Source organism: Agrobacterium fabrum str. C58 (genome assembly GCF_000092025.1).
In the GTDB taxonomy this organism is placed as follows: Bacteria; Pseudomonadota; Alphaproteobacteria; order Rhizobiales; family Rhizobiaceae; genus Agrobacterium; species Agrobacterium fabrum.
Genome location: NC_003062.2, coordinates 2,690,755 through 2,710,786, shown reverse-complemented (window position 1 = coordinate 2,710,786; position 20,032 = coordinate 2,690,755). Strand labels below are relative to the sequence as shown.

17 protein-coding genes and 2 riboswitches are annotated in these 20,032 nt (G+C 58.8%); of the genes, 12 read left to right on the top strand and 5 right to left on the bottom strand.

Annotated features, from left to right (window positions below; all coding sequences use genetic code 11):
- Positions 1–8 precede the first annotated feature (8 nt).
- The 3 genes from ATU_RS13265 (at position 9) to ATU_RS13255 (ending at position 3,299) form a co-directional block, all read left to right on the top strand.
- Complete coding sequence (locus tag ATU_RS13265) at positions 9–1,199, top strand: MFS transporter (RefSeq protein ID WP_006310902.1); 1,191 nt, start codon at positions 9–11, stop codon at positions 1,197–1,199.
- Between the two features lie 120 nt (positions 1,200–1,319).
- A complete protein-coding gene (gene ispG, locus ATU_RS13260) occupies positions 1,320–2,570 on the top strand; it encodes a flavodoxin-dependent (E)-4-hydroxy-3-methylbut-2-enyl-diphosphate synthase (RefSeq protein ID WP_010972519.1) in 1,251 nt (416 codons plus the stop codon).
- 66 nt (positions 2,571–2,636) lie between these two features.
- Positions 2,637–3,299, top strand: a complete 663-nt coding sequence (locus ATU_RS13255; protein WP_006310900.1) for a YiaD family glycine zipper/OmpA-like lipoprotein — start codon at positions 2,637–2,639, stop codon at positions 3,297–3,299.
- Positions 3,300–3,322: 23 nt separating this feature from the next.
- On the opposite strand, the gene ATU_RS13250 is transcribed toward ATU_RS13255, so the two are convergent.
- Complete coding sequence (locus tag ATU_RS13250) at positions 3,323–4,237, bottom strand: polyprenyl synthetase family protein (RefSeq protein WP_010972518.1); 915 nt, start codon at positions 4,235–4,237, stop codon at positions 3,323–3,325.
- Positions 4,238–4,473: 236 nt separating this feature from the next.
- On the opposite strand from ATU_RS13250, the gene mtgA reads away from it, so the two are divergent.
- The gene (mtgA, locus tag ATU_RS13245; RefSeq protein ID WP_370363052.1) at positions 4,474–5,121 is read left to right on the top strand and encodes a monofunctional biosynthetic peptidoglycan transglycosylase; all 648 of its coding nucleotides are present in this window, start codon (positions 4,474–4,476) and stop codon (positions 5,119–5,121) included.
- Positions 5,122–5,154: 33 nt separating this feature from the next.
- On the opposite strand, the gene ATU_RS13240 is transcribed toward mtgA, so the two are convergent.
- Together ATU_RS13240 and metA are read right to left on the bottom strand one after the other, a co-directional pair.
- Complete coding sequence (locus ATU_RS13240) at positions 5,155–6,174, bottom strand: aldose epimerase family protein (RefSeq protein ID WP_006310896.1); 1,020 nt, start codon at positions 6,172–6,174, stop codon at positions 5,155–5,157.
- A gap of 75 nt (positions 6,175–6,249) precedes the next feature.
- Positions 6,250–7,176, bottom strand: coding sequence for a homoserine O-acetyltransferase MetA (gene metA, locus ATU_RS13235; RefSeq protein WP_010972516.1), 927 nt, complete (start codon positions 7,174–7,176; stop codon positions 6,250–6,252).
- 83 nt (positions 7,177–7,259) lie between these two features.
- Positions 7,260–7,336, bottom strand: a riboswitch (SAM riboswitch).
- 90 nt (positions 7,337–7,426) lie between these two features.
- Here metA and ATU_RS13230 point away from each other — a divergent pair.
- The 7 genes from ATU_RS13230 to ATU_RS13200 all read left to right on the top strand — a co-directional run bounded on the left by ATU_RS13230 (position 7,427) and on the right by ATU_RS13200 (position 15,735).
- Positions 7,427–8,080, top strand: a complete 654-nt coding sequence (locus tag ATU_RS13230; protein ID WP_010972515.1) for a thiamine diphosphokinase — start codon at positions 7,427–7,429, stop codon at positions 8,078–8,080.
- Positions 8,081–8,084: 4 nt separating this feature from the next.
- Positions 8,085–9,911: an ABC-F family ATP-binding cassette domain-containing protein gene (locus tag ATU_RS13225; RefSeq protein WP_010972514.1), complete on the top strand. Its 1,827-nt coding sequence runs from the start codon at positions 8,085–8,087 to the stop codon at positions 9,909–9,911.
- Positions 9,912–10,008: 97 nt separating this feature from the next.
- Complete coding sequence (locus ATU_RS13220) at positions 10,009–10,401, top strand: VOC family protein (RefSeq protein WP_010972513.1); 393 nt, start codon at positions 10,009–10,011, stop codon at positions 10,399–10,401.
- 45 nt (positions 10,402–10,446) lie between these two features.
- Positions 10,447–10,557, top strand: a riboswitch (TPP riboswitch).
- A gap of 37 nt (positions 10,558–10,594) precedes the next feature.
- Positions 10,595–11,608 carry a thiamine ABC transporter substrate binding subunit gene (thiB, locus tag ATU_RS13215; RefSeq protein ID WP_010972512.1) on the top strand — a complete coding sequence of 338 codons (1,014 nt, stop codon included), beginning with the start codon at positions 10,595–10,597 and terminating at the stop codon, positions 11,606–11,608.
- A 19-nt stretch (positions 11,609–11,627) separates the two neighbouring features.
- The gene (gene thiP, locus ATU_RS13210) at positions 11,628–13,253 is read left to right on the top strand and encodes a thiamine/thiamine pyrophosphate ABC transporter permease ThiP (RefSeq protein WP_010972511.1); all 1,626 of its coding nucleotides are present in this window, start codon (positions 11,628–11,630) and stop codon (positions 13,251–13,253) included.
- On the top strand, positions 13,250–13,966 hold the full coding sequence (locus ATU_RS13205; RefSeq protein WP_010972510.1) for a thiamine ABC transporter ATP-binding protein: 717 nt from the start codon (positions 13,250–13,252) through the stop codon (positions 13,964–13,966). The genes thiP and ATU_RS13205 overlap by 4 nt, the downstream gene beginning before the upstream one ends.
- A gap of 254 nt (positions 13,967–14,220) precedes the next feature.
- Positions 14,221–15,735, top strand: a complete 1,515-nt coding sequence (locus ATU_RS13200) for a M48 family metalloprotease (protein ID WP_035258005.1) — start codon at positions 14,221–14,223, stop codon at positions 15,733–15,735.
- A 58-nt stretch (positions 15,736–15,793) separates the two neighbouring features.
- Here ATU_RS13200 and leuC read toward each other — a convergent pair whose 3' ends face one another.
- Positions 15,794–17,203 (bottom strand): 3-isopropylmalate dehydratase large subunit, encoded by a 1,410-nt coding sequence (gene leuC, locus ATU_RS13195; RefSeq protein WP_010972507.1) that lies wholly within the window; start codon positions 17,201–17,203, stop codon positions 15,794–15,796.
- Between the two features lie 415 nt (positions 17,204–17,618).
- Between leuC and ATU_RS13190 the strand changes: the two genes are divergently transcribed.
- The gene (locus tag ATU_RS13190) at positions 17,619–18,896 is read left to right on the top strand and encodes an MFS transporter (protein WP_010972506.1); all 1,278 of its coding nucleotides are present in this window, start codon (positions 17,619–17,621) and stop codon (positions 18,894–18,896) included.
- A 120-nt stretch (positions 18,897–19,016) separates the two neighbouring features.
- Here ATU_RS13190 and ATU_RS13185 read toward each other — a convergent pair whose 3' ends face one another.
- Entirely contained in the window at positions 19,017–19,970 is a 954-nt protein-coding gene (locus tag ATU_RS13185) for a M10 family metallopeptidase C-terminal domain-containing protein (RefSeq protein WP_010972505.1), read from the bottom strand.
- Positions 19,971–20,032: the final 62 nt, after the last annotated feature.

Below are 20,032 nucleotides of genomic sequence, written 5' to 3'. Positions count from 1 at the left end.
TATTGCCGATGAATGGCCCCACGACATTTTCACCGACAGGCACTCGCTCATCCTATCTGACGCGGCACAGGCTTGGCGTTTCGCTGCTGTTTTTGATGAACGGCTTCATGATGGGGTCATGGGCACCGAAGATTCCGGAATTTGCCGCACGCCTGTCCCTCAGCGAAAGTGCGCTCGGCCTGATCATTCTGGTTTTCGGTATCGGTTCGCTGGTTTTCATGCCGATTGCCGGGTCGCAGATCGCCCGTTTCGGCTCGCGCACGGTGAGCCTTGTCACCGCCGCGATCTTCCTGCCGACGCTGCTTTTCATCTCTTGGGCCGGCACCGTCTGGGCAGGGGTGATTGCGGTTTTCCTGTTCGGCGGGCTGACGGGGGCGATGGATGTCGCGATGAACGCCAATGCCGTGGCGGTGGAGCGCGATATGCGTCGGGCGATCATGTCGTCCTGTCATGCCTTCTGGAGCCTCGGCGGCCTCATCGGGGCCGGTCTCGGCGGTTATCTCATCACCGCTATCGGCGTACAGGGTCACGCGATTGCACTCACCATCATCGCGCTCGTGCTTCTGGTCATTGCGTGGCCGCGGGTTCTGGCGGATCGCCCGCACCCCGAGGAGGAGCGCCCGAAAGGTGGCCTGCCACTGACGCCGCTGCCGTGGATCATCGGCCTGATGGCGCTGTTCTCGATGATCCCGGAAGGTGCTATCCTCGACTGGGGTGCGCTTTATCTGCGCAATGAACTCGGCGCTTCCGTATCGCAGTCCGGTTTTGCCTTCGCAGCCTTTTCCATGACCATGGCGGCGATGCGGTTTGCCGGCGATCTGGTGCGTGACAAGTTCGGCGCGGTCAACACTCTGCGGTTCTGCTCGGCCATGTCGATCATCGGCCTCATCATTGCCGGTGTTGCGGGCAATTCCACCATCGCCATCATCGGTTTCGCGATTGCCGGCATCGGCATTTCCAACATGGTGCCCATCGCCTTTTCGGCCGCAGGCAATATGCCGGGGCTGGCACCGGGAATCGGCCTTTCGGTCGTTACCACCATGGGTTACTCCGGTATCTTGGTGGCACCGTCCGCCATCGGCTTCATTGCCGAACATACCGGCCTTGCCAGTGTCTTCATGGCGCTGCCTCTGCTGCATGTGGTGGTTTTGCTGCTTTCGCGGCTCGCTCGCCATGCGGATGGTGCTGGCAAGGAATAGGCGTCTCGAATTTTGCCATGATTGCGGTAAAGTAGAAGCTCCAGCGCGTTGGGTGTTGACAAGCAAGCCCCCTTGTTTCACCTCAATTGCAAGACCTTGCCGCAAGCTCCAGAGACCGCCATGAATTCACCTGCCGATTACGACCCGAAGCCCCGCCGCGCATCCGTCGCTGTCGACGTAGGCGGCGTTATCGTGGGAGGCGGTGCACCCGTCGTGGTGCAGTCGATGACCAATACCGATACGGCTGACATCGACGCCACCGTCCGCCAAGTGGCGGCACTTTTCCAGGCCGGTTCGGAAATGGTGCGCATTACCGTCGACCGAGACGAAAGTGCTGCCGCCGTGCCGAAAATCCGCGAGCGGCTGCTACGACTTGGCATGGATGTGCCGCTGATCGGTGATTTTCACTATATCGGCCATAAGCTTCTGGCCGATCATCCGGCCTGTGCGGAAGCGCTGGCCAAATACCGCATCAATCCCGGCAATGTCGGTTTCAAGGACAAGAAGGACAAGCAGTTCGGCGAGATCGTCGAAATGGCGATCCGTTATGACAAGCCCGTCCGCATCGGCGTCAACTGGGGGTCGCTCGATCAGGAACTGCTGACGACGCTGATGGACAGAAACAAGGAGCAGGGTTTTCCGCTCTCCGCCCGTCAGGTTACGCGGGAAGCCATCGTTCAGTCGGCACTGATTTCCGCCGAGCTTGCCGAAGAGATCGGCCTGCCGCGCAACCGCATCATCCTGTCGGCCAAGGTCAGTCAGGTGCAGGACCTGATCGCCGTTTATTCGATGCTGTCGGAACGATCCAATCACGCCCTGCATTTGGGCTTGACCGAGGCGGGCATGGGTTCGAAGGGCATCGTCGCTTCGTCAGCTGCCATGGGTTACGTGCTGCAGCATGGCATTGGCGATACGATCCGCGTTTCGCTGACGCCTGAGCCGAATGGCGACCGCACCCGTGAGGTGCAGGTGGCGCAGGAACTGCTGCAGGTCATGGGCTTTCGGCAGTTCATCCCGGTCGTTGCGGCATGTCCCGGCTGCGGGCGCACCACGTCCACGGTATTTCAGGAACTGGCGCAGAACATCCAGAACGACATCCGCAAGAACATGCCGATCTGGCGTGAAAAATATCCAGGGGTCGAGGCGCTCAACGTCGCCGTCATGGGCTGCATCGTCAACGGCCCCGGTGAAAGCAAACATGCCGATATCGGCATTTCACTGCCCGGAACCGGCGAAAGCCCGGCTGCACCTGTTTTCATCGATGGCGAAAAGGCTCTCACGCTACGTGGTCCCAATATCGCCGCCGATTTTGAAGCGCTTGTGATCGATTACATCGAAAAGCGTTTTGGCCAGAAAGATGCGGCGGAGTAATGCGTAAGTTGCAACGGCCTGAATTTCACTGTCATACCTCCTGAACCTCTCGGAGCATCCAGAAAAATGATCAAAAAAATCGCGATCGTCGCCCTTTGCGGCACCTATCTTTCCGCCTGCACCACCACTGATCCCTATACGGGCGAGCAGAAGATGTCGAACACGGCCGGCGGTGCCGGCATCGGCGCTGTCGTTGGTGCTCTCGGTGGTTTGGCTGTCGGCGGCTCGCCGGTTGGTCGCCGCAACGCCGCGCTGATCGGTGCGGGCATCGGTGCTCTCGCTGGCGGCGCCATCGGCAACTACATGGACGGGCAGGAAGCCGAGCTTCGCGCCCAGCTTCAGGGAACCGGCGTTTCGGTGACCCGCCGCGGTGACAGCATCGTCCTCAACATGCCATCCAACATCACCTTTGCCACGGATCAGGACCAGGTCATTCCGCCGTTCTACCAGACACTCGATTCTGTCGCCATCGTACTGAACAAGTTCAACCGTACGCTGATCGACATCAACGGCCACACCGATTCCACCGGCAGCCTGCAGCATAACCAGGCGCTCTCCGAGCGTCGTGCTGCCTCTGTCGCCAATTATCTCGGTGCACGCGGCGTCGACCAGCGCCGTATTTCGACGCTCGGCTTCGGCCCGTCTCAGCCGATTGCTTCGAATGCCACGTCGGATGGTCGTGCGCAGAACCGCCGCGTCGAAGTGCTGATTTCGCCGCTCAAGGGCTGATTGGATGATGAAAAGCTGAGAGGTCAGCTTTTCCGTTCGGCGATGAATCTTGCGGCCGCGATGAGAATCGCGGCCTTTTCGCCGTAGGGGGCGAGGAGTTCGCTGGCTTCCGCCACCTGCTCCTGAAGCTTTTCGCGTGCCCATGCTTCGCCGCGTAAGGCCACCAGCGTGCCCTTGCCGCGTGCGGCATCCTTGCCGGTCGCCTTGCCCATGGTGGCGGCATCGGCGGTCAGATCCAGAAGATCGTCGGCAAGCTGGAAGGAAAGGCCAATCTTTTCGCCGAAGAGGCGCAGTCGCTGCCTTTCGGCTTGATTGCTGCCGGCAATGATCGCGCCGGCCTCACAGGCGAAACGCAGCAAGGCACCGGTTTTCATAGCCTGCAATGTAATAATGCCATCCTCGTCGGGCGCTTTCTTTTCGGCAGCGAGATCAAGGGCCTGCCCGCCAGCCATGCCACCAATACCGGCGGCACGCGCGAGCGAGATAACGAGGGCGGCCTTGCGCTCGGCCGCCAGCGGATTGTCATCCGAGGCGATTATGTCGAAAGCAAGCGTCAGCAGGCTGTCACCGGCGAGGATGGCGGTTGCCTCGTCGAATTTGCGGTGCACGGTCGGCTGGCCACGGCGCAGGTCGTCGTCGTCCATGGCTGGCAGATCGTCATGGACAAGCGAATAACAATGGAGGCATTCGAGTGCTGCGCCGACGTGGAGGCCGGCTTCGGCATCTCCGCCCAGAAGGGCGACACTCTCGATGACAAGAAAAGGCCGCAGGCGTTTGCCGCCGTTCAGCACGCCATGGCGCATGGCCTCTAGCAGGTTTTGCGGGCGTGTGATCTCGTCCGCGCGCGCCTCGCCGGAAAGCAGGTGGCCAAGCAGCGCTTCGGTTTTCGCCGCGTTTTCGCGCAGCCGCGTTTCGAAATTCGTCATCTGAGCGTCCATGCGCGCTCTTTGGCATGCCGGACGAATGCAGGCAAACCTTTTCGTGATTCCGAAGGCGCAACAGCGTGACCGGACTCGCCTTGAAGACGGCAATGGACTATGAAAGGCTTCAATTGGCGCGGGCGCGGGGACGGATATTGAGCAGTACGCCTGAAAGCGACGCAGAATACGCCGTGCTGGCGGAAGACCGGAGCAGTCCGAAGGTGGATTTTCGCACGTTGGCAAAGCGCATCATCATGACCTTGCTGGCTTTGCTGATCCTGCCCTATTTGCTGATCCCGGTTTATGCGTTGCCGTTCATCCGACCTGTTTCAACGCTGATGCTTGCCGATCTCGTGACCCTTCAGGGTTATGACAGGCGCTGGGTGCCGCTCGAGGATATTTCGCCGCGCCTCGTGCAATCCGTGATGATGTCCGAGGATGGGCAATTCTGTTTCCACGGCGGCGTGGACTGGAACCAGATGCAGTCCGTGGTCAGCAATGCACTGGATGGGGCCTCCACCCGCGGTGCCAGCACCATTCCGATGCAGACGGCCAAGAACCTGTTTTTATGGAACGGTCGCTCATTCCTGCGGAAAGGGCTGGAACTGCCGCTGGCAATCGCGGCTGATTTCGTCTGGTCGAAAAAGCGGATGATGGAGATTTATCTCAACGTCGCCGAATGGGGCCCGGGCATTTACGGCATCGAGGCGGCCGCCCAGCATCATTTCAAGATACCGGCCGCCAAGCTTAGCTCCCGTCAGGCGGCGTTGCTGGCTGTCTCCCTGCCCAATCCGATTGATCGCGTGGCGAGCAAACCCGGGCGCGGCCTGCAGCGGCTGGCCGGCCTTATCGAGCGTCGGGCCCGCGCCTCGGGCGGCTATGTCGGCTGCGTGCTTGACTGATCCTGCGTGCTTGACTGATCCCGACCCTCTGCCTCAGCCCTTCCTGAAAATATAATCCGTTTCCTGACGCAGCGTTTCGCCCGGCCGCAGGATGGCGTGCGGAAAATCCGGGTGATTGACGGCATCGGGCCAAATCTGCGTTTCAAGGCAGAAACCGGCGAAGGGGCCATAATGGCGGCCATCGAGGCCCGGAACGGGAACGTCGAGCTTGAAGGCTGAATAGAACTGCACACCGGGCTCTGTCGTGTGGACTTCAAGGGCGATATCGGAGGCAGGTGAATAGGCGCGGGCGACCTTGCGCTTGGCGCGACGCTCGGGCGAAAGGCAGAAATTGTGGTCGTAGAGAACCTGTTCGCCATTCTCCTTGCGCCGCATCGGCGTCGGGTGGCGCAGGTCGAAGACGGTGCCTTCGACGGAGCGGATTTCGCCGGTCGGTATCTGCTGTTCGTTGGTCGGCAGGTAAAAGTCAGCGGCGATGCTGATCTCATGGCCAAGTGCGGTATCCGCGCCGTCGAGGTTGAAATAGGAGTGCTGGCACACATTGGCGATGGTCGGCTGGTCGGTCACCGTTTCATAAACAACCGAAAGCACGCCGCCATCGCGGATCGTATAGGTAGCAGTGACCGTGCAATTGCCGGGATAACCGGCGCGTCCATCGGGGTCGATAATCTGCAGGACGGCGTGGCTTTCGCCATGCTCCATCAGCATCCAGTTGCGCTTGCCCATGCCGTCGCTGCCGCCGTGCAGATGGGTCACGCCCTTTTCGTTCAGTTCTAGCTGGTATTCATGGCCGTCGATCGCGAACCTGCCGTTGCCGATACGGTTGGCATTGCGGCCGGGCGTGGCGCCGAAATAGGAGGAGTATTTGTAATCCTCGAATTTGTCGAAGCCAAGCACCAACGGGGCCTGGTGGCCGTCAAGCCGCAGATCCTGGATAACAGCGCCCCAGGTGATGACTTTCGCCGTCAAACCGTCTTTCGAGATGGTGACGCGTTCGACCTTTTCGCCGGTCGCCGTGAAACCAAAATCTTCTCGTGCCGCACCGTCGCTCATCTCGTCATTCTCCCTGGTATCGCAAATTGCCGGGCGGACGTTGCGTCATTTTCCGGCAATTCGCAATCCCGCAGTTTACGCCGCCAGTTTCCCGATGGCTTGGGGGTCATAAGGCGTCGTCTGGTATATCTCGTTGATCCAGTTTCCGAAAAACAGATGGGCGTGGCTGCGCCAGCGGTTCAGCGGGGCAAGCTCCGGATCATTGTGGGGAAAATAATCATGCGGCAGCTTGATGGGGACACCGGAGTTCACATCACGGAAATATTCATCCGCAAGCGAAGTGGAATCATATTCAACGTGGTTAAACATATAGAGCCGATTTCCGGCTTTCTCATGCGCCAGGCACACGCCCATCTCGTCGGACTCCATCAGGATTTCCAGCTCGGGGTGTTTTTCGATATCGGCGCGGCGCACTTCCGTCCAACGCGACACCGGAACCTGAAAATCGTCTGAAAAACCGTTAAGGTAAATCGATGAGGGGCTAAGGTTGCGGTGGCGATAAACCCCGAAAGCCTTTTCCTTCAACTCGTATTTCGGCACCCCGTGGAAATGGTAGATGGCGGCCATTGCGCCCCAGCAGACATTCAGAGTCGAATGGACGTTGGTCTGCGTCCATTCGAAAATCTGCTGCATCTCGTTCCAGTAAGTCACATCTTCATAATCTAGCAGTTCGATCGGTGCGCCGGTGATGATGAAGCCGTCGAACTTGCGGTGACGGACCTCTTCCCAGGTCTGGTAGAAGGAGAGGAGATGTTCTTCCGGCGTATTCTTGGCGCGGTGACCGCCGATGCGGATGAGCGACAATTCCACCTGCAGCGGCGAGGCGCCAACAAGACGCGCCATCTGGATTTCCGTCTTGATCTTGTTCGGCATGAGGTTCAGAAGCCCGATCTGGAGCGGGCGAATATCCTGCCGGATGGCCGCCGTTTCGGTCATGACCCGCACACCCTCATGAACGAGGGTCTCAAAGGCGGGAAGGGTATCGGGAATCTTGATCGGCATGTCGAACTCTCTTTTCCGGATCACGTAAAGAACGTTGCGAAAACAAAAAAACCGGCAGCGAAATCGCGGCCGGTCCCAGGAAATTGCCCTTTTCCTCGACCCTTTAGCGACTTCTTTAAAGTGGCTGCAAGCCGGTCGGCAAATCACCACTGAGGCGTTTCATAATCCCGAAGCCGGCGAAAATCAATATAGGCTGATTTCATCGGGGTTTCGGCTTTCCATTTTCGGCCGAGGTGCGGTAAGGCAGGGCATGAACAAAGAGCGCTTCACCATTCTGCTTGGCGGCGATGTCGCGGTGTCCGATCGTCTGAAACGGGCGGTCGTCAATAGCCGTGTGATTGCGGCCGATGGCGGCATGCGCCACGCCACGCCGCTCGGTCTCACGCCCGAACTGTGGGTCGGGGATTTCGATTCCGCCAACCAAGAGCTCCTCGATGCCTGGCCGGATGTGACGCGGCAACCCTATCCGGCCGCAAAGGCCGTGACGGATGGTGAGATCGCGGTGTCCGAAGCACTTTTGCGCGGCGCGCATTCGTTGCTGCTGGTTGGCGCGCTTGGTGGCGCGCGAAGCGACCATGCGCTTCAGCACCTTCTTTATGCCGTGGCGCTTGCGGAGCGTGGTTTCGAGGTGACGCTGACCTCCGGTGAAGAAGAGGCGAGGCCCCTGCTTGCCGGTTCGCTCGCCATTGATCTGCCGGCTGGATCGTTGTTCTCGGTTGCCGGGTTTACCGCCCTTGAGGGGCTCGATATCGGTAATGTGCGTTATCCGCTCAATGATTTCGCGCTTGCTTTCGGGTCCTCCCGCACTATTTCCAATGTCGCGAATGGCGGCCCTGTGCATTTCTCGCTGAAAAGCGGCAAGGCCATCGTGCTCGCCCGCCCCTATGACCTGACCGGAGCCTGACGCCTTGGCACCCCCAATTCTGAAACTCGACGATATCAAGCTGACCTTCGGCGTGACCCCGCTGCTCGACGGTGCCAACCTCCAGGTAGAGCCCGGTGACCGCATCTGCCTTGTGGGGCGCAATGGCTCGGGCAAATCCACGCTGATGAAGATTGCCGCCGGCCTGGTCGAGGCGCAGTCGGGCGAGGTTTTCCGGCATCCCGCCGCCACCATTCGTTATCTGGAACAGGCGCCGGATTTTGCCGGTTACGCCACCGTTCAGGCTTATGCGGAAGCGGGGCTCGGGCCGGGCGACGATCCCTATCGCGTGACCTATCTTCTTGAGCATCTGGGTCTTACCGGGCAGGAAAATCCGGAAAGCCTTTCAGGCGGCGAAGCGCGCCGTGTAGCGCTTGCCCGCGTCATGGCGCCGGAACCTGATATTCTGATGCTGGATGAGCCGACCAACCATCTGGACCTGCCCACCATCGAATGGCTGGAAGGTGAGTTGCAACAGACGCGCAGTGCGCTGGTGCTGATCTCGCACGACCGGCGTTTTCTCGAAAAGGTCTCGACCTCCACGGTGTGGCTCGATCGCGGCCAGTCGCGCCGTCTCAATCGCGGCTTTGCCCATTTCGAGGAATGGCGCGACAAGGTGCTGGAAGAGGAAGAACTGGAACAGCACAAGCTCGGCAAGGCCATCGAGCGTGAAGAACACTGGATGCGCTATGGCGTGACCGCAAGGCGCAAGCGCAACATGCGCCGCGTCGGCGAGCTTCAGGCCATGCGTGCGGACTATCGCGGCCACAAGGGGCCGCAGGGTTCCGTGCAGGCGACCGTCACGGAAGGGCGGGAATCCGGCAAGCTGGTGATCGAGGCGGATGCCATCAGCAAGGCTTATGGCGAGCGGGTGATCGTGGCGCCGTTCTCGCTCAGGGTTCATCGTGGAGATTGCATCGGCCTCGTCGGGCCGAACGGTGCGGGCAAGACGACGCTTCTGAAGATGCTGACGGGCGAGCTTGAGCCCGATAGCGGCACGGTGAAGCTCGGCACCAATCTGGAGATCGCCACGCTCGACCAGAAGCGCGAGGATCTCAATCCCAACGAAACGCTCGCGCATTATCTGACCGACGGGCGTGGTGACAATCTCCTCGTCAATGGCGAAGTGAAGCATGTCACTGGCTATATGAAGGACTTCCTGTTCCAGCCGGAGCAGGCGCGCACGCCCATCCGCAATCTCTCCGGCGGGGAGCGCGCCCGTCTTATCCTGGCGCGCATTCTGGCCCGGCCGACCAATCTTCTGATCCTCGACGAACCGACAAACGATCTCGATATTGAAACGCTCGATCTGTTGCAGGAGATCGTTGCCGGTTTTTCCGGCACGGTCATTCTCGTCAGCCACGACCGTGATTTTCTCGACCGCACCGTCACCTCCACCATCGCACCCGCCAATCCCGATCAACCGGATGGGCGCTGGATCGAATATGCGGGCGGCTATTCGGACATGATGGCACAGCGCAAGGGTGCGGCGGACGAAAAACGCAAGGCCGAAAGGCAGGAAAAGGCCAAGGCCGTATCCTCAGCCTCGCCGTCGCAGGAGCCAGCGAAGGCCAAGGGCAAACTTTCCTTCAAGCAGAAATTCGCTCTCGAAAACCTCCCGAAGGAAATGGAAAAGACCCAGGAAGAGATCGCAAAACGCGAACAGCGCATGGCTGACCCGCAACTCTTTGCCAAGGATCAGGCGACCTTCAACAAGCTGGCGCAGGAAATGGAAAAGCTGCGCGAAAAGTTGGAAACCATGGAAGAGGAATGGCTGGAACTGGAGATGCTGCGCGAGGAACTTGAGAGCTGAAGCCAGGCACTCTCCGTTCGAGCAGTCCTTCGTCGGCCTTTGACAGGCAAGCGGAATTACCGTTCTATGACCCCGCTCGTTTGGAGGAGATCTGAAAATGCGCATGATTTTTGTCAATCTGCCGGTCAAGAATATCGAGGTGTCGAAAAGCTTCTTCACGGCCCTCGGTTTCAGTTTCAATCCGGAATATTCCGACGACCGCACGCTCTGCATGATCGTGGAGGAGAACATTTTCGTGATGCTTCTTCAGGAGGACCGGTTTCGGGATTTCATTAATGGCGATATCGCCGATGCCAAACAGAGCACCGAGGTTCTGACCTGCCTTTCCGCTGGAAGCCGGGAGGAGATCGACGAGATGATCGCAACCGCGCTTGCCTCCGGCGGTAGCAGCTGGAAACCGGTTCAGGACCATGGCTTTATGTATGCCGGCAGCTTTCAGGATCCCGACGGTCACGTCTGGGAGCTGGTGCATATGACGGGACAGGGTTGATCTCGCCCATCTTGCCAATCACCGACGACGGGACTAAACCATCATCTTGATCTAACGGGGTGTCTTCTGTGCTTTTGTGCAGAAGGCTGAGAGGCTTGCCAACCCGAAGAACCTGATCCGGTTCATACCGGCGGAGGGATTAGACGGCTTAAAGGCAAGCGGCTACTCCTTCTCGTCTTTTGAGGAGATACCCGTGCGCCGTCGTCTTTTCCTGAATTCCGTCATTGCCGCCTCGCTGTTTCTGCCCGGTTTAGCCGCGGCGCAGGACAAGCCGGAACTGACCGTCTACACCTATGAAAGCTTCGTTTCCGAATGGGGCCCCGGCCCCAAGGTGAAGGAAGCCTTCGAGAAGGTTTGCGTCTGCACGGTCAATTTTGTCGGTGTCGCGGATGGCGTGGCGCTGCTCAATCGTCTGAAACTTGAGGGCAGCGGTTCCAAGGCGGACGTCGTGGTCGGGCTCGACACCAATCTTGTCGCGGAAGCCAAACAGACCGGCCTTTTTGACGCCAGTGGCATCGATGCATCGGCGGCCAAGGTGCCGGGCGGTTACAAGGACGATGTTTTCGTACCCTATGATTATGGGCATTTCGCTGTGATCTATGACACGCAGGCGGTGAAAAACCCGCCGGCGAGCCTTAAAGAACTGGTGGAAGGCGACTCCGCGCAGAAGATCGCCATTCAGGACCCGCGTACCTCCACACCTGGGCTTGGCCTGCTTTTGTGGGTAAAGTCAGTTTATGGCGACAAGGCGCCGGAGGCTTGGGCAAAGCTCAGGAAGCGCATTCTCACCGTCACGCCCGGCTGGTCGGAATCCTATGGCCTGTTCACCAAGGGAGAGGTGCCGATGGTGCTCTCCTACACCACCTCGCCGGCCTATCACATGGTCGCCGAAAAGTCGGACCGTTATCAGGCTGCGGCCTTTTCGGAAGGGCATTACATCCAGATCGAAGTGTCCGGCCTTCTCAAAAACGCACCGCACAAGGAGCTGGCAAAGCAGTTTCTCGCTTTCACACTGACATCAGGTTTTCAGGATGCCATTCCCGAAAACAACTGGATGATGCCGGTTGCGGCAACGTCGGCGCCCTTGCCCGAGGCATTTTCCAAACTCGTCGTGCCGCAGAAGACCTTTCTGATGGATCCCGAAGAGGTGGCGAAGAACCGCAAAGCCTGGATCGACGAATGGCTTTCGGCCATGAGCATGAACTGAGGAAGAGGCACGCCCGCGCATGATGCTGCGTCGCGATTATCGGCGGTCGATCATTTTGGGGACGGCGGCTTTTGCCGCCGTTTTCCTGTTCATGGCGCTCGCGGTTTTCGCGCTATTGTCCTTTGATGTCGGCGCATCCGCCGCCGGTGTCATGGATGCCTACACACTGCGCATCCTGCGCTTCACGCTGTACCAGGCGACGTTGTCCACCCTTTTGTCCATTGCTCTTGGCCTGCCCGTCGCTCTGGCGCTCGCCCGGCGGAAAGAGTTTCCCGGAAGGATCTGGATCATCCGGCTGATGGCGGTGCCGATGGGGCTACCGGTGATCGTCGGTGCCTTTGGCATCATCACCATCTGGGGTAGGCAGGGTGTGCTGAACAGTGCCCTTGTTTTTGCCGGGGCGGACGAGCCTTTCAGCATATACGGACTTTCCGGCATTCTCATCGCTCACGTCTTCTTCAATCTGCCGCTTAGTGTTCGGCTGATGCTGGCGGGCTTGGAGCGTATTCCGGGGGAATATTGGCGCATGGCGGCAAGTCTCGGCATGGGGCCGGTTTCGGTTTTCCGTTTCATCGAATGGCCGGCGGTCTCGCGGCTCATTCCCGGCATTGCCGGGCTAGTTTTCATGCTGTGCGCCACCAGTTTCACGCTCGTGCTTCTTCTCGGCGGCGGGCCGGCGGCGACAACGCTGGAGGTGGCGATCTATCAGGCGCTGCGGTTCGATTTCGATCCGCAGCGGGCGATTGCGCTTTCGGTTCTGCAGATCGTCCTCACCGCAGTCCTGCTCGGACTCCTTGCCTTTTTGCCATCGCCGGAAGCGGAAATCTCCTCGCTCGGTCGCAACATCCGCCGTTTCGACGGCAGAACTACAGGCGCGCGGCTGTGGGACGGTGCGGCAATCGTTTTTGCCGTTTTCCTGGTCGGGCTGCCGCTTGTCGCCATAGCTGTTTCGGGGCTGCAGGCCGATCTGTCGCGTCTGCTCATCGCGCCGATCTTCCTGCGTGCCGCGACGACCAGTCTTTTAATCGCCATGCTGTCGGCAATTCTCGTCGTCCTCTGCTGCATGGCGATCATCGGCGCACGCCAGGCCATCGGCTCCAGACGCCAACTGGCGTGGCCTTTCGGCCTGCTTTCCGCCCTGCTTGGGGCGGGGTCGTCGCTGGTGCTGCTTGTTCCGCCCGTCGTGCTGGGAAGCGGATGGTTCCTGCTGTTGCGGGTGTTTGGTGATGTCAGTTTTTATGCACCCGTTCTCGTGGCGCTCATCAATATGCTGATGGCTCTGCCGCTTGCCATGCGGGTGATGGAGCCGGCCTTCACCAGCCATTTCCTGCGCACTGGCCGCCTTTCCGCCAGTCTCGGGCTTCAGGGCTATTCGCGGCTGCGGTTTGCCGATCTGCCGGTTCTCTGGCGGCCCATGCTGATGGCGCTTTCTTTTGCCATGGCGCTATCGCTCGGCGATCTGGGGGCAGTTGCACTGTTCGGATCGAAAAATTTCGTGACCTTGCCCTGGCTGGTCTACAGCAATATGGGCAGCTATCGCACCAACGATGCGGCCGGTTATGCCTTCCTCCTCGGTGTCGTTTGCCTGCTGCTTGCAGCAGGCGGTACTTCACGGCAATCCCCATCAGCAAGGGCTGGCATATGACAGGCGATGATTTTGCCGTTGCGCTGGATAAGATCAGGCTACGGCTCGGAACGCAGAACTTCGATCTCGATTGCACCTTTCCGCAAGGTCAGGTGACTGCGGTTGTGGGTGCCTCCGGTTCGGGAAAATCGACGCTCCTCAATCTCGTTGCCGGTTTCGAGGTGCCAGATTTTGGCCGTGTGGTTATCCACGGACAGGACATGGCGGCATCGGACCCTTCGGAAAGGCCGGTTTCATCGATCTTTCAGGACAATAATCTTTTCGCCCATCTCGATATTTTCACCAATGTCGCTCTCGGAGTCAGTCCCGGCCTGAAATTGCGGGCGGAAGACCGGCAGAGGATCGAGGTGGCGCTGGCGCGCGTCGGTCTTGCGGGTTTCGACAAGCGCCTGCCGGGCACGCTTTCCGGCGGCGAAAGACAAAGGGCGGCGCTGGCGCGTGCGCTGGTGCGGCAAAAACCGGTCATGCTGCTCGATGAGCCCTTCGCCGCGCTTGATCCGGGACTGCGGGCGGGCATGACGGCTCTGCTTCTCGACTTGCACGCCGAAACAAAAAATACGGTGATTATTGTCACGCATCACCCCGACGACATAAAAAAGCTGGCGCAACGGGTGGTTTTTCTTGATCGCGGCCGCGTTGTCTATGCAGGCTCGACCGCAGATTTCTTCGCCACACAAAATGTGAAGGCGGTAGACAGTTTTCTGAATGGCTGATCGCCTTATTTTCGACGCGTGCCGCTGGCAATCGCTTTAGATAACTTCAATGGCGCTAATTTGCACTTGCCAGTTTCAAGTTGTTGCCCGAGAAAAGATGGGAATTATTGCGTTCTTCAGGAATATTCCGGACTTGATGGATCGTTTTTACCGTTTTGGCATTCATCGCCCGTTGGGGCGAATCTGTTATTCTGGTCTGCAATTAACGGATGATCAGGAACGTTAAGGGGCAGGCATAGAGAATGAAAAATAGCATGACTGCACAGCGGAGGCTTTTCTCCGGTTCAGGCCTTCGCCGTTCCGGGCGGCTTGCTGCGGCGTGGTCCACGCTGACGGCGTCTGCCGTGCTGCTGTCATCGTGCCAGTCCCTGTTCAGCCCGGCCTACCAGTCCACATTGCGTCCCTCTGACAATCCGCAGACCGTGGAGCAGGTGCAGAAGAATGATCCGCGTGCCCAGATGGGTGCACGCGAACATCCGCGCATCGTGGCAAGTTATGGCGGCGAATATCGCGATGCCAAGACGGAACGGCTGGTCGCCCGCATTGCCGGCGCGCTGACGGCCGTCTCGGAAAATCCGCAGCAATCCTATCGGATTACCATTCTCAATTCGCCCGCCATCAATGCTTTCGCCTTGCCCGGTGGATATCTTTACGTGACGCGCGGGCTTCTGGCGCTCGCCAATGACGCCTCGGAAGTGGCGGCCGTGCTGTCGCACGAAATGGGCCATGTGACCGCAAACCACGGCATCGAACGCCAGCGCCGCGAAGAGGCGGAGGTGATTGCCAGCCGCGTGGTTGCAGAAGTTCTGTCGAGCGACCTTGCCGGCAAACAGGCACTGGCCCGCGGCAAGCTGCGGCTTGCGGCCTTCTCCCGTCAGCAGGAATTGCAGGCGGACGTCATCGGCGTCCGCATGCTGGGCGAGGCCGGTTATGACCCTTATGCATCGCCGCGTTTTCTGGATTCCATGGCGGCCTATGCCCGGTTCTCTTCGGCCGATCCCGAAAACGACCAGAGCCTCGACTTCCTTTCCAGCCACCCCAACACGCCGCAGCGCATCGAGCTGGCGCGCCGTCATGCCCGCGCCTTCGGACAGGAAGGGCAGGTCGGGGACCGGGGCCGCGACTGGTTTCTGGATGGCATAGACGGCCTGCTTTACGGGGACAGCCCACAAGAGGGTTATGTCCGCGGCCAGACATTCCTGCATGGAACGCTGGGTATCCGTTTCGACGTGCCGGAAGGGTTCGTCATCGACAACAAGGTAGAGGCCGTTCTGGCGACTGGCCCGGGCGACATGGCCATCCGTTTCGATGGCGTGGCCGATCCGAAACAGACGAGCCTTGCCAATTACCTGACCAGCGGCTGGGTTGCCGGCCTGTTGCCGGAAACCGTCAAGGAAACGCAGATCAACGGTCTGGAGGCTGCGACAGCCCGCGCCAGCGCCGATAAATGGGATTTCGACGTGACCGTCATTCGTGTCGGTCAGCAGATTTTCCGGTTTTTGACGGCGGTTCCGAAGGGCAATACGCAGCTCGATTCCATAGCCAATGTGCTGCGCACCAGCTTCCGCAAGATGACGCCGCAGGAGATTGCCTCGCTGAAGCCGCTTAGAGTACGCGTGGTGACTGTGAAGCCCGGTGAAACTGTGGCGACAATGGCGGCGCGGATGATGGGAACGGAGCGGAAGCTCGACATGTTCCGCATGATTAACGCAATGAGCGCCACGGCCACGCTTCAGCCCGGCCAGCGGGTCAAGATCATTTCGGAATAGAGCCAAAGAAAAACCCCGGATCGCTCCGGGGTTTTTTGTTGTCTGGCATCTGTTAGAATTATTGCCACTCGCGCACGTCGACGAAATGACCGGCAATTGCCGCAGCCGCAGCCATGGCTGGCGAGACGAGGTGGGTTCGGCTCTTATAGCCCTGACGGCCCTCGAAGTTGCGGTTCGAGGTGGAGGCACAGCGTTCGCCGGGCTTCAGGCGGTCGTCATTCATGGCAAGGCACATAGAGCAGCCCGGTTCGCGCCATTCGAAACCGGCGTCGAGGAAAATCTTGTCCAGACCTTCTTTTTCCGCCTGTTCCTTGACGAGTCCGGAGCCGGGCACGATCATGGCCGAGACGGTGGAAGCCACCTTGCGGCCATCGACGATCTTGGCCGCCGCCCGCAGATCCTCGATGCGGCCATTGGTGCAGGAGCCGATGAAGACACGGTCGATGGCGATATCGGTGATGCGCGTGCCGGGTTTCAGGCCCATATAGTCAAGCGCGCGCCATTTGGAAGTGCGCTTGTTTTCTTCCTCGATATCATCGGGATTGGGAACGATGCCTTCAACGGAGGTCACATCCTCCGGAGATGAACCCCAGGAGACAATTGGCGGCAGATTGGCTGCATCGAGGATGACAACCTTGTCGTAATGGGCGCCCTCATCGGATTTCAGCGTCTTCCAATATGCGATGGCCTGTTCCAGCGTCTCACCCTTCGGCGCACGCGGTTTGTCCTTGATGTAATCGAAAGTCGTTTCATCGGGTGCGATCAGACCGGCGCGGGCGCCGCCCTCGATGGTCATGTTGCAGACCGTCATGCGCCCTTCCATGGAGAGCGAGCGGATCGCCTCGCCAGCAAATTCGATCACATGGCCGGTGCCGCCGGCCGTGCCGATCTCGCCGATAATGGCAAGGATGATGTCCTTGGCGGTCACGCTTTCCGGAAGCTTGCCATCGACACGCACCAGCATGTTCTTGGCCTTTTTCTGGATCAGCGTCTGGGTGGCCAGAACATGCTCCACTTCCGACGTGCCGATACCGTGCGCCAGAGCGCCGAAAGCGCCGTGGGTGGAGGTGTGGCTATCGCCGCAGACGATCGTCATGCCGGGCAGGGTGAAGCCCTGCTCGGGGCCGACGATGTGGACGATGCCCTGGCGCTTGTCGCGCTCGGAATAATATTCGACACCGAACTCCTTGGCGTTCTGCGCAAGCGCTTCCACCTGAATGCGGCTTTCCTCGTTCTTGATGCCTTCCAGCCGGTCGGCTGTGGTCGGAACGTTATGGTCGACCACGGCGAGCGTGCGGGTCGGCGAATGCACGGGTCTACCGGCAATGCGCAAACCTTCGAAGGCCTGTGGGCTCGTCACCTCATGCACGAGATGACGGTCGATGTAGAGAAGACAGGTTCCGTCCGGGTCACGATTGACGACGTGGTCGTCCCAGATCTTGTCATATAAAGTGCGGGGTGCGCTCATGGCTCTATGCCTTGTCATGGAAAAGGGTAATCAGGGTTCAGAAAGGCGGTGGACAGCGGGTGCTGTCAGGCGAGCCTAAGTCGGCTGTTGAGCGCCCCGGAAATGCGCGCAAAGAACCGTGCCGGCAGACGCTTGTGGTCCTGCAGCACGTAAACATTCTGAGCGAGACATCCGAATTTAGATCCCATGGCAACTTTCATAGCAGATCGATGGTTTTACGGCAATATGAATGCTTGGGAGACGCGCCGAAGGATGGAATAGTTTCGTTCATATGCGCTGCACCACGGTTGGATCGCCTGCGCTGCAACGCTTTGCGATCGATATGGTGCGACGCAACTTGCCTATTTTGCGGCGCACATATAGATGGGTTCCCTTATCATTTGCATTCGACGAGAAATCGAAGGGAGGAAAGCACATGGTATCCGAAAAGGCCCTCATATCGAAGATCACCTGGCGGCTGATGCCGTTTCTTGGCCTTCTCTACCTCATCGCTTATATTGACCGCCAGAATGTCAGCTATGCCAAGCTGCAGATGGTCGATGCGCTGAGCCTGAGCGAATATGCCTACGGTCTTGGCGCTTCGCTGTTTTTCATCGGTTATTTCCTCTTCGAAGTGCCGAGCAACCTGTTCCTCAACCGTTTCGGCGCCAGCAAATGGTTTGCCCGCATTCTGGTTTCCTGGGGCGCCGTCACCATCGCGCTTGCCTATACGCAGAACGCCACGATGTTTTACATCCTGCGTTTCCTGCTCGGGCTTTGCGAGGCGGGCTTCTTCCCCGGCGTGCTGTTCCTCATGACGCTCTGGTTCCCGCGTGATTATCGCGGTCGCATGATCGGCCTCTTCATGATTTTCAGCGCGCTTGCCAACGCAGTCGGTGCGCCGCTCGGCGGCATGCTGCTCGATCTCGATGGTTTCCTCGGTTATGCCGGATGGGAATGGGTTTTCCTGGCGACCGGCATACCTGCCGTCATCGCCGGCATCGTAACCTTCTTTTATCTGGATGACACGCCTGATAAGGCGAAGTTCCTCACCCAGGATGAGAAGGACTGGCTGAAGAACCGGCTGGCCGAAGAAAACAAGGGCATGGAAGAACATGCGGAAGACGGTTTCAAGGCCCTGGTCAACCCGCGCGTTCTGTTCATGGCGCTGTGCTACGTCGGATTTCCGCTGGCTGCTTATGGGCTTAGCTACTGGCTTCCGACGATCGTGAAGAGTTTTGGTGTTTCCAACACCACCAACGGCTTCATCAATATCATCCCCTGGATTATCGTCGCCATTGCCCTGTTCGTCGTGCCTTCCGCGGCCGACAAGGCGAAGAACAAGACGCCCTATATTGTTGGTCCGGCTTTCGTTGGCGCTTTCTGCCTGCTGATGTCGGCATTGCTCAGCGATCCGGTGTTGCAGTTCGCCTTCCTTTGTGTCGCTGCCGCAGGTATCTTCGCCGGCCAGCCGGTGTTCTGGAGCCTGCCCGGCCGTTTCCTCAAGGGAGCGGGTGCGGCTGCGGGTATCGCCGCGATCAATTCCGTCGGCAATCTCGGTGGCTTCGTGGCGCAGAATGTCGTGCCCTGGATCAAGGATCAAACCGGCAGCACGATCGCGCCGATGTTCTTCCTTGCGTTCTGCCTTGCGCTTGCAGGGGTGCTCGTCATCATCGCAACGCGTAAAATGGGCAATCAGGTCAAGGCTGCCTGACTTTGGAAGATTGAGACAGCTGACGCGATTACTCACAGTTGCACATATAAAAATTGTGGCCCGGAGGTTTCCGGGCCACAATCATTTTAAGCGATAGAATATGAAATTCTCTTCAGAGACTTATGCGGTGAACCAGTCGCTACCGGTCAGATGGACGTTGGAGAGAACGATTTTCTCGCCTTTGTGCTCGCCAGTGACGTTGTAGGTGAGAACGGTGTCGTTGTCTTCGAACCTCACTGCCCAACTATCGATGGTCGTATTTACCAGCTTGAGCTTGTCCACGGCGGCGTTGAAACCATCGATCGTGTCAGTGACAATGCTCTTGGCCATATCACCGAGATTGAATACAAAGGTATCGGCGCCACCGCTTGCGATGATGTGATCGATTCCCTTGCCGCCGGTCACCAGCGACGAAGCCAAGTTCACACCGCTCAGGTCGATGGTGTCGTTACCTGCACCCGCGTCGATCTTGACGGAGGTGAAGCTTCCGTCTGTGACGCCGGCACCGCCGTTAACGACATTGGTTCCGGCAGCGATACCGCCGGCACCAGCTTCGTTAAATGCAGTGCCAGCCTTCACGACAATCGTATCGTTACCGGCACCCGTATCGATGTTGAAGGCATTTACCCAGTTCTTGTCGTTGGAAACGACCGAAACGGTGACGGTGTCATTGCCTGCACCCGTTGAGATGTTGCCACGCTTGGCATTGGAAACGTCTACGTTGGACGAACCGGTGCCGCCGAGATGAACGTCGACCTGAACGAAATCCTTGAAGATAAGGTTTTCAGAGGTGTCTGACTGGGCAAGGGCGTTCTTTACCGAGTTCCATGCCGAAGACACGTCGAACTTAAAGGCGTTTGCGGACGCGTCGTAGCCAACATCAACCGTACCGCCAGCACCCGTGCCGGGAACCGACACGGAACCGACGTTGACACTGCCGGTTTCCATCGAGGAGCCATTCTTAACCTGGGCGGTCGATTCCGTGAGGAGCTTATAAGCTTCCTGATCAATGAGGCTTGTAAGCGAGGAAACCGAAGCGGCGCCGCCATTACCAAACGTTACTTTTAACGCCATTTTAAACTCCTATAAATTTTTGAGAAATCGATGAATTGAAATTAAGTTTCTGTTAATTGTTG

What these genes read in the sequence shown, in the direction of transcription:
- ATU_RS13255 (WP_006310900.1), top strand. Translation starts at nt 2,637, where the DNA reads ATGATCAAAAAAATCGCGATCGTCGCCCTTTGCGGCACCTATCTTTCC.
- ATU_RS13240 (WP_006310896.1), bottom strand. Translation starts at nt 6,174, where the DNA reads ATGAGCGACGGTGCGGCACGAGAAGATTTTGGTTTCACGGCGACCGGC.
- ATU_RS13205 (WP_010972510.1), top strand. Translation starts at nt 13,250, where the DNA reads ATGACAGGCGATGATTTTGCCGTTGCGCTGGATAAGATCAGGCTACGG.
- ATU_RS13190 (WP_010972506.1), top strand. Translation starts at nt 17,619, where the DNA reads ATGGTATCCGAAAAGGCCCTCATATCGAAGATCACCTGGCGGCTGATG.
- ATU_RS13265 (WP_006310902.1), top strand. Translation starts at nt 9, where the DNA reads ATGAATGGCCCCACGACATTTTCACCGACAGGCACTCGCTCATCCTAT.
- ATU_RS13250 (WP_010972518.1), bottom strand. Translation starts at nt 4,237, where the DNA reads ATGGACGCTCAGATGACGAATTTCGAAACGCGGCTGCGCGAAAACGCG.
- metA (WP_010972516.1), bottom strand. Translation starts at nt 7,176, where the DNA reads ATGCCGATCAAGATTCCCGATACCCTTCCCGCCTTTGAGACCCTCGTT.
- ATU_RS13230 (WP_010972515.1), top strand. Translation starts at nt 7,427, where the DNA reads ATGAACAAAGAGCGCTTCACCATTCTGCTTGGCGGCGATGTCGCGGTG.
- ATU_RS13220 (WP_010972513.1), top strand. Translation starts at nt 10,009, where the DNA reads ATGCGCATGATTTTTGTCAATCTGCCGGTCAAGAATATCGAGGTGTCG.
- ATU_RS13185 (WP_010972505.1), bottom strand. Translation starts at nt 19,970, where the DNA reads ATGGCGTTAAAAGTAACGTTTGGTAATGGCGGCGCCGCTTCGGTTTCC.
- ATU_RS13200 (WP_035258005.1), top strand. Translation starts at nt 14,221, where the DNA reads ATGACTGCACAGCGGAGGCTTTTCTCCGGTTCAGGCCTTCGCCGTTCC.
- ispG (WP_010972519.1), top strand. Translation starts at nt 1,320, where the DNA reads ATGAATTCACCTGCCGATTACGACCCGAAGCCCCGCCGCGCATCCGTC.
- thiP (WP_010972511.1), top strand. Translation starts at nt 11,628, where the DNA reads ATGATGCTGCGTCGCGATTATCGGCGGTCGATCATTTTGGGGACGGCG.
- mtgA (WP_370363052.1), top strand. Translation starts at nt 4,474, where the DNA reads ATGACCTTGCTGGCTTTGCTGATCCTGCCCTATTTGCTGATCCCGGTT.
- leuC (WP_010972507.1), bottom strand. Translation starts at nt 17,203, where the DNA reads ATGAGCGCACCCCGCACTTTATATGACAAGATCTGGGACGACCACGTC.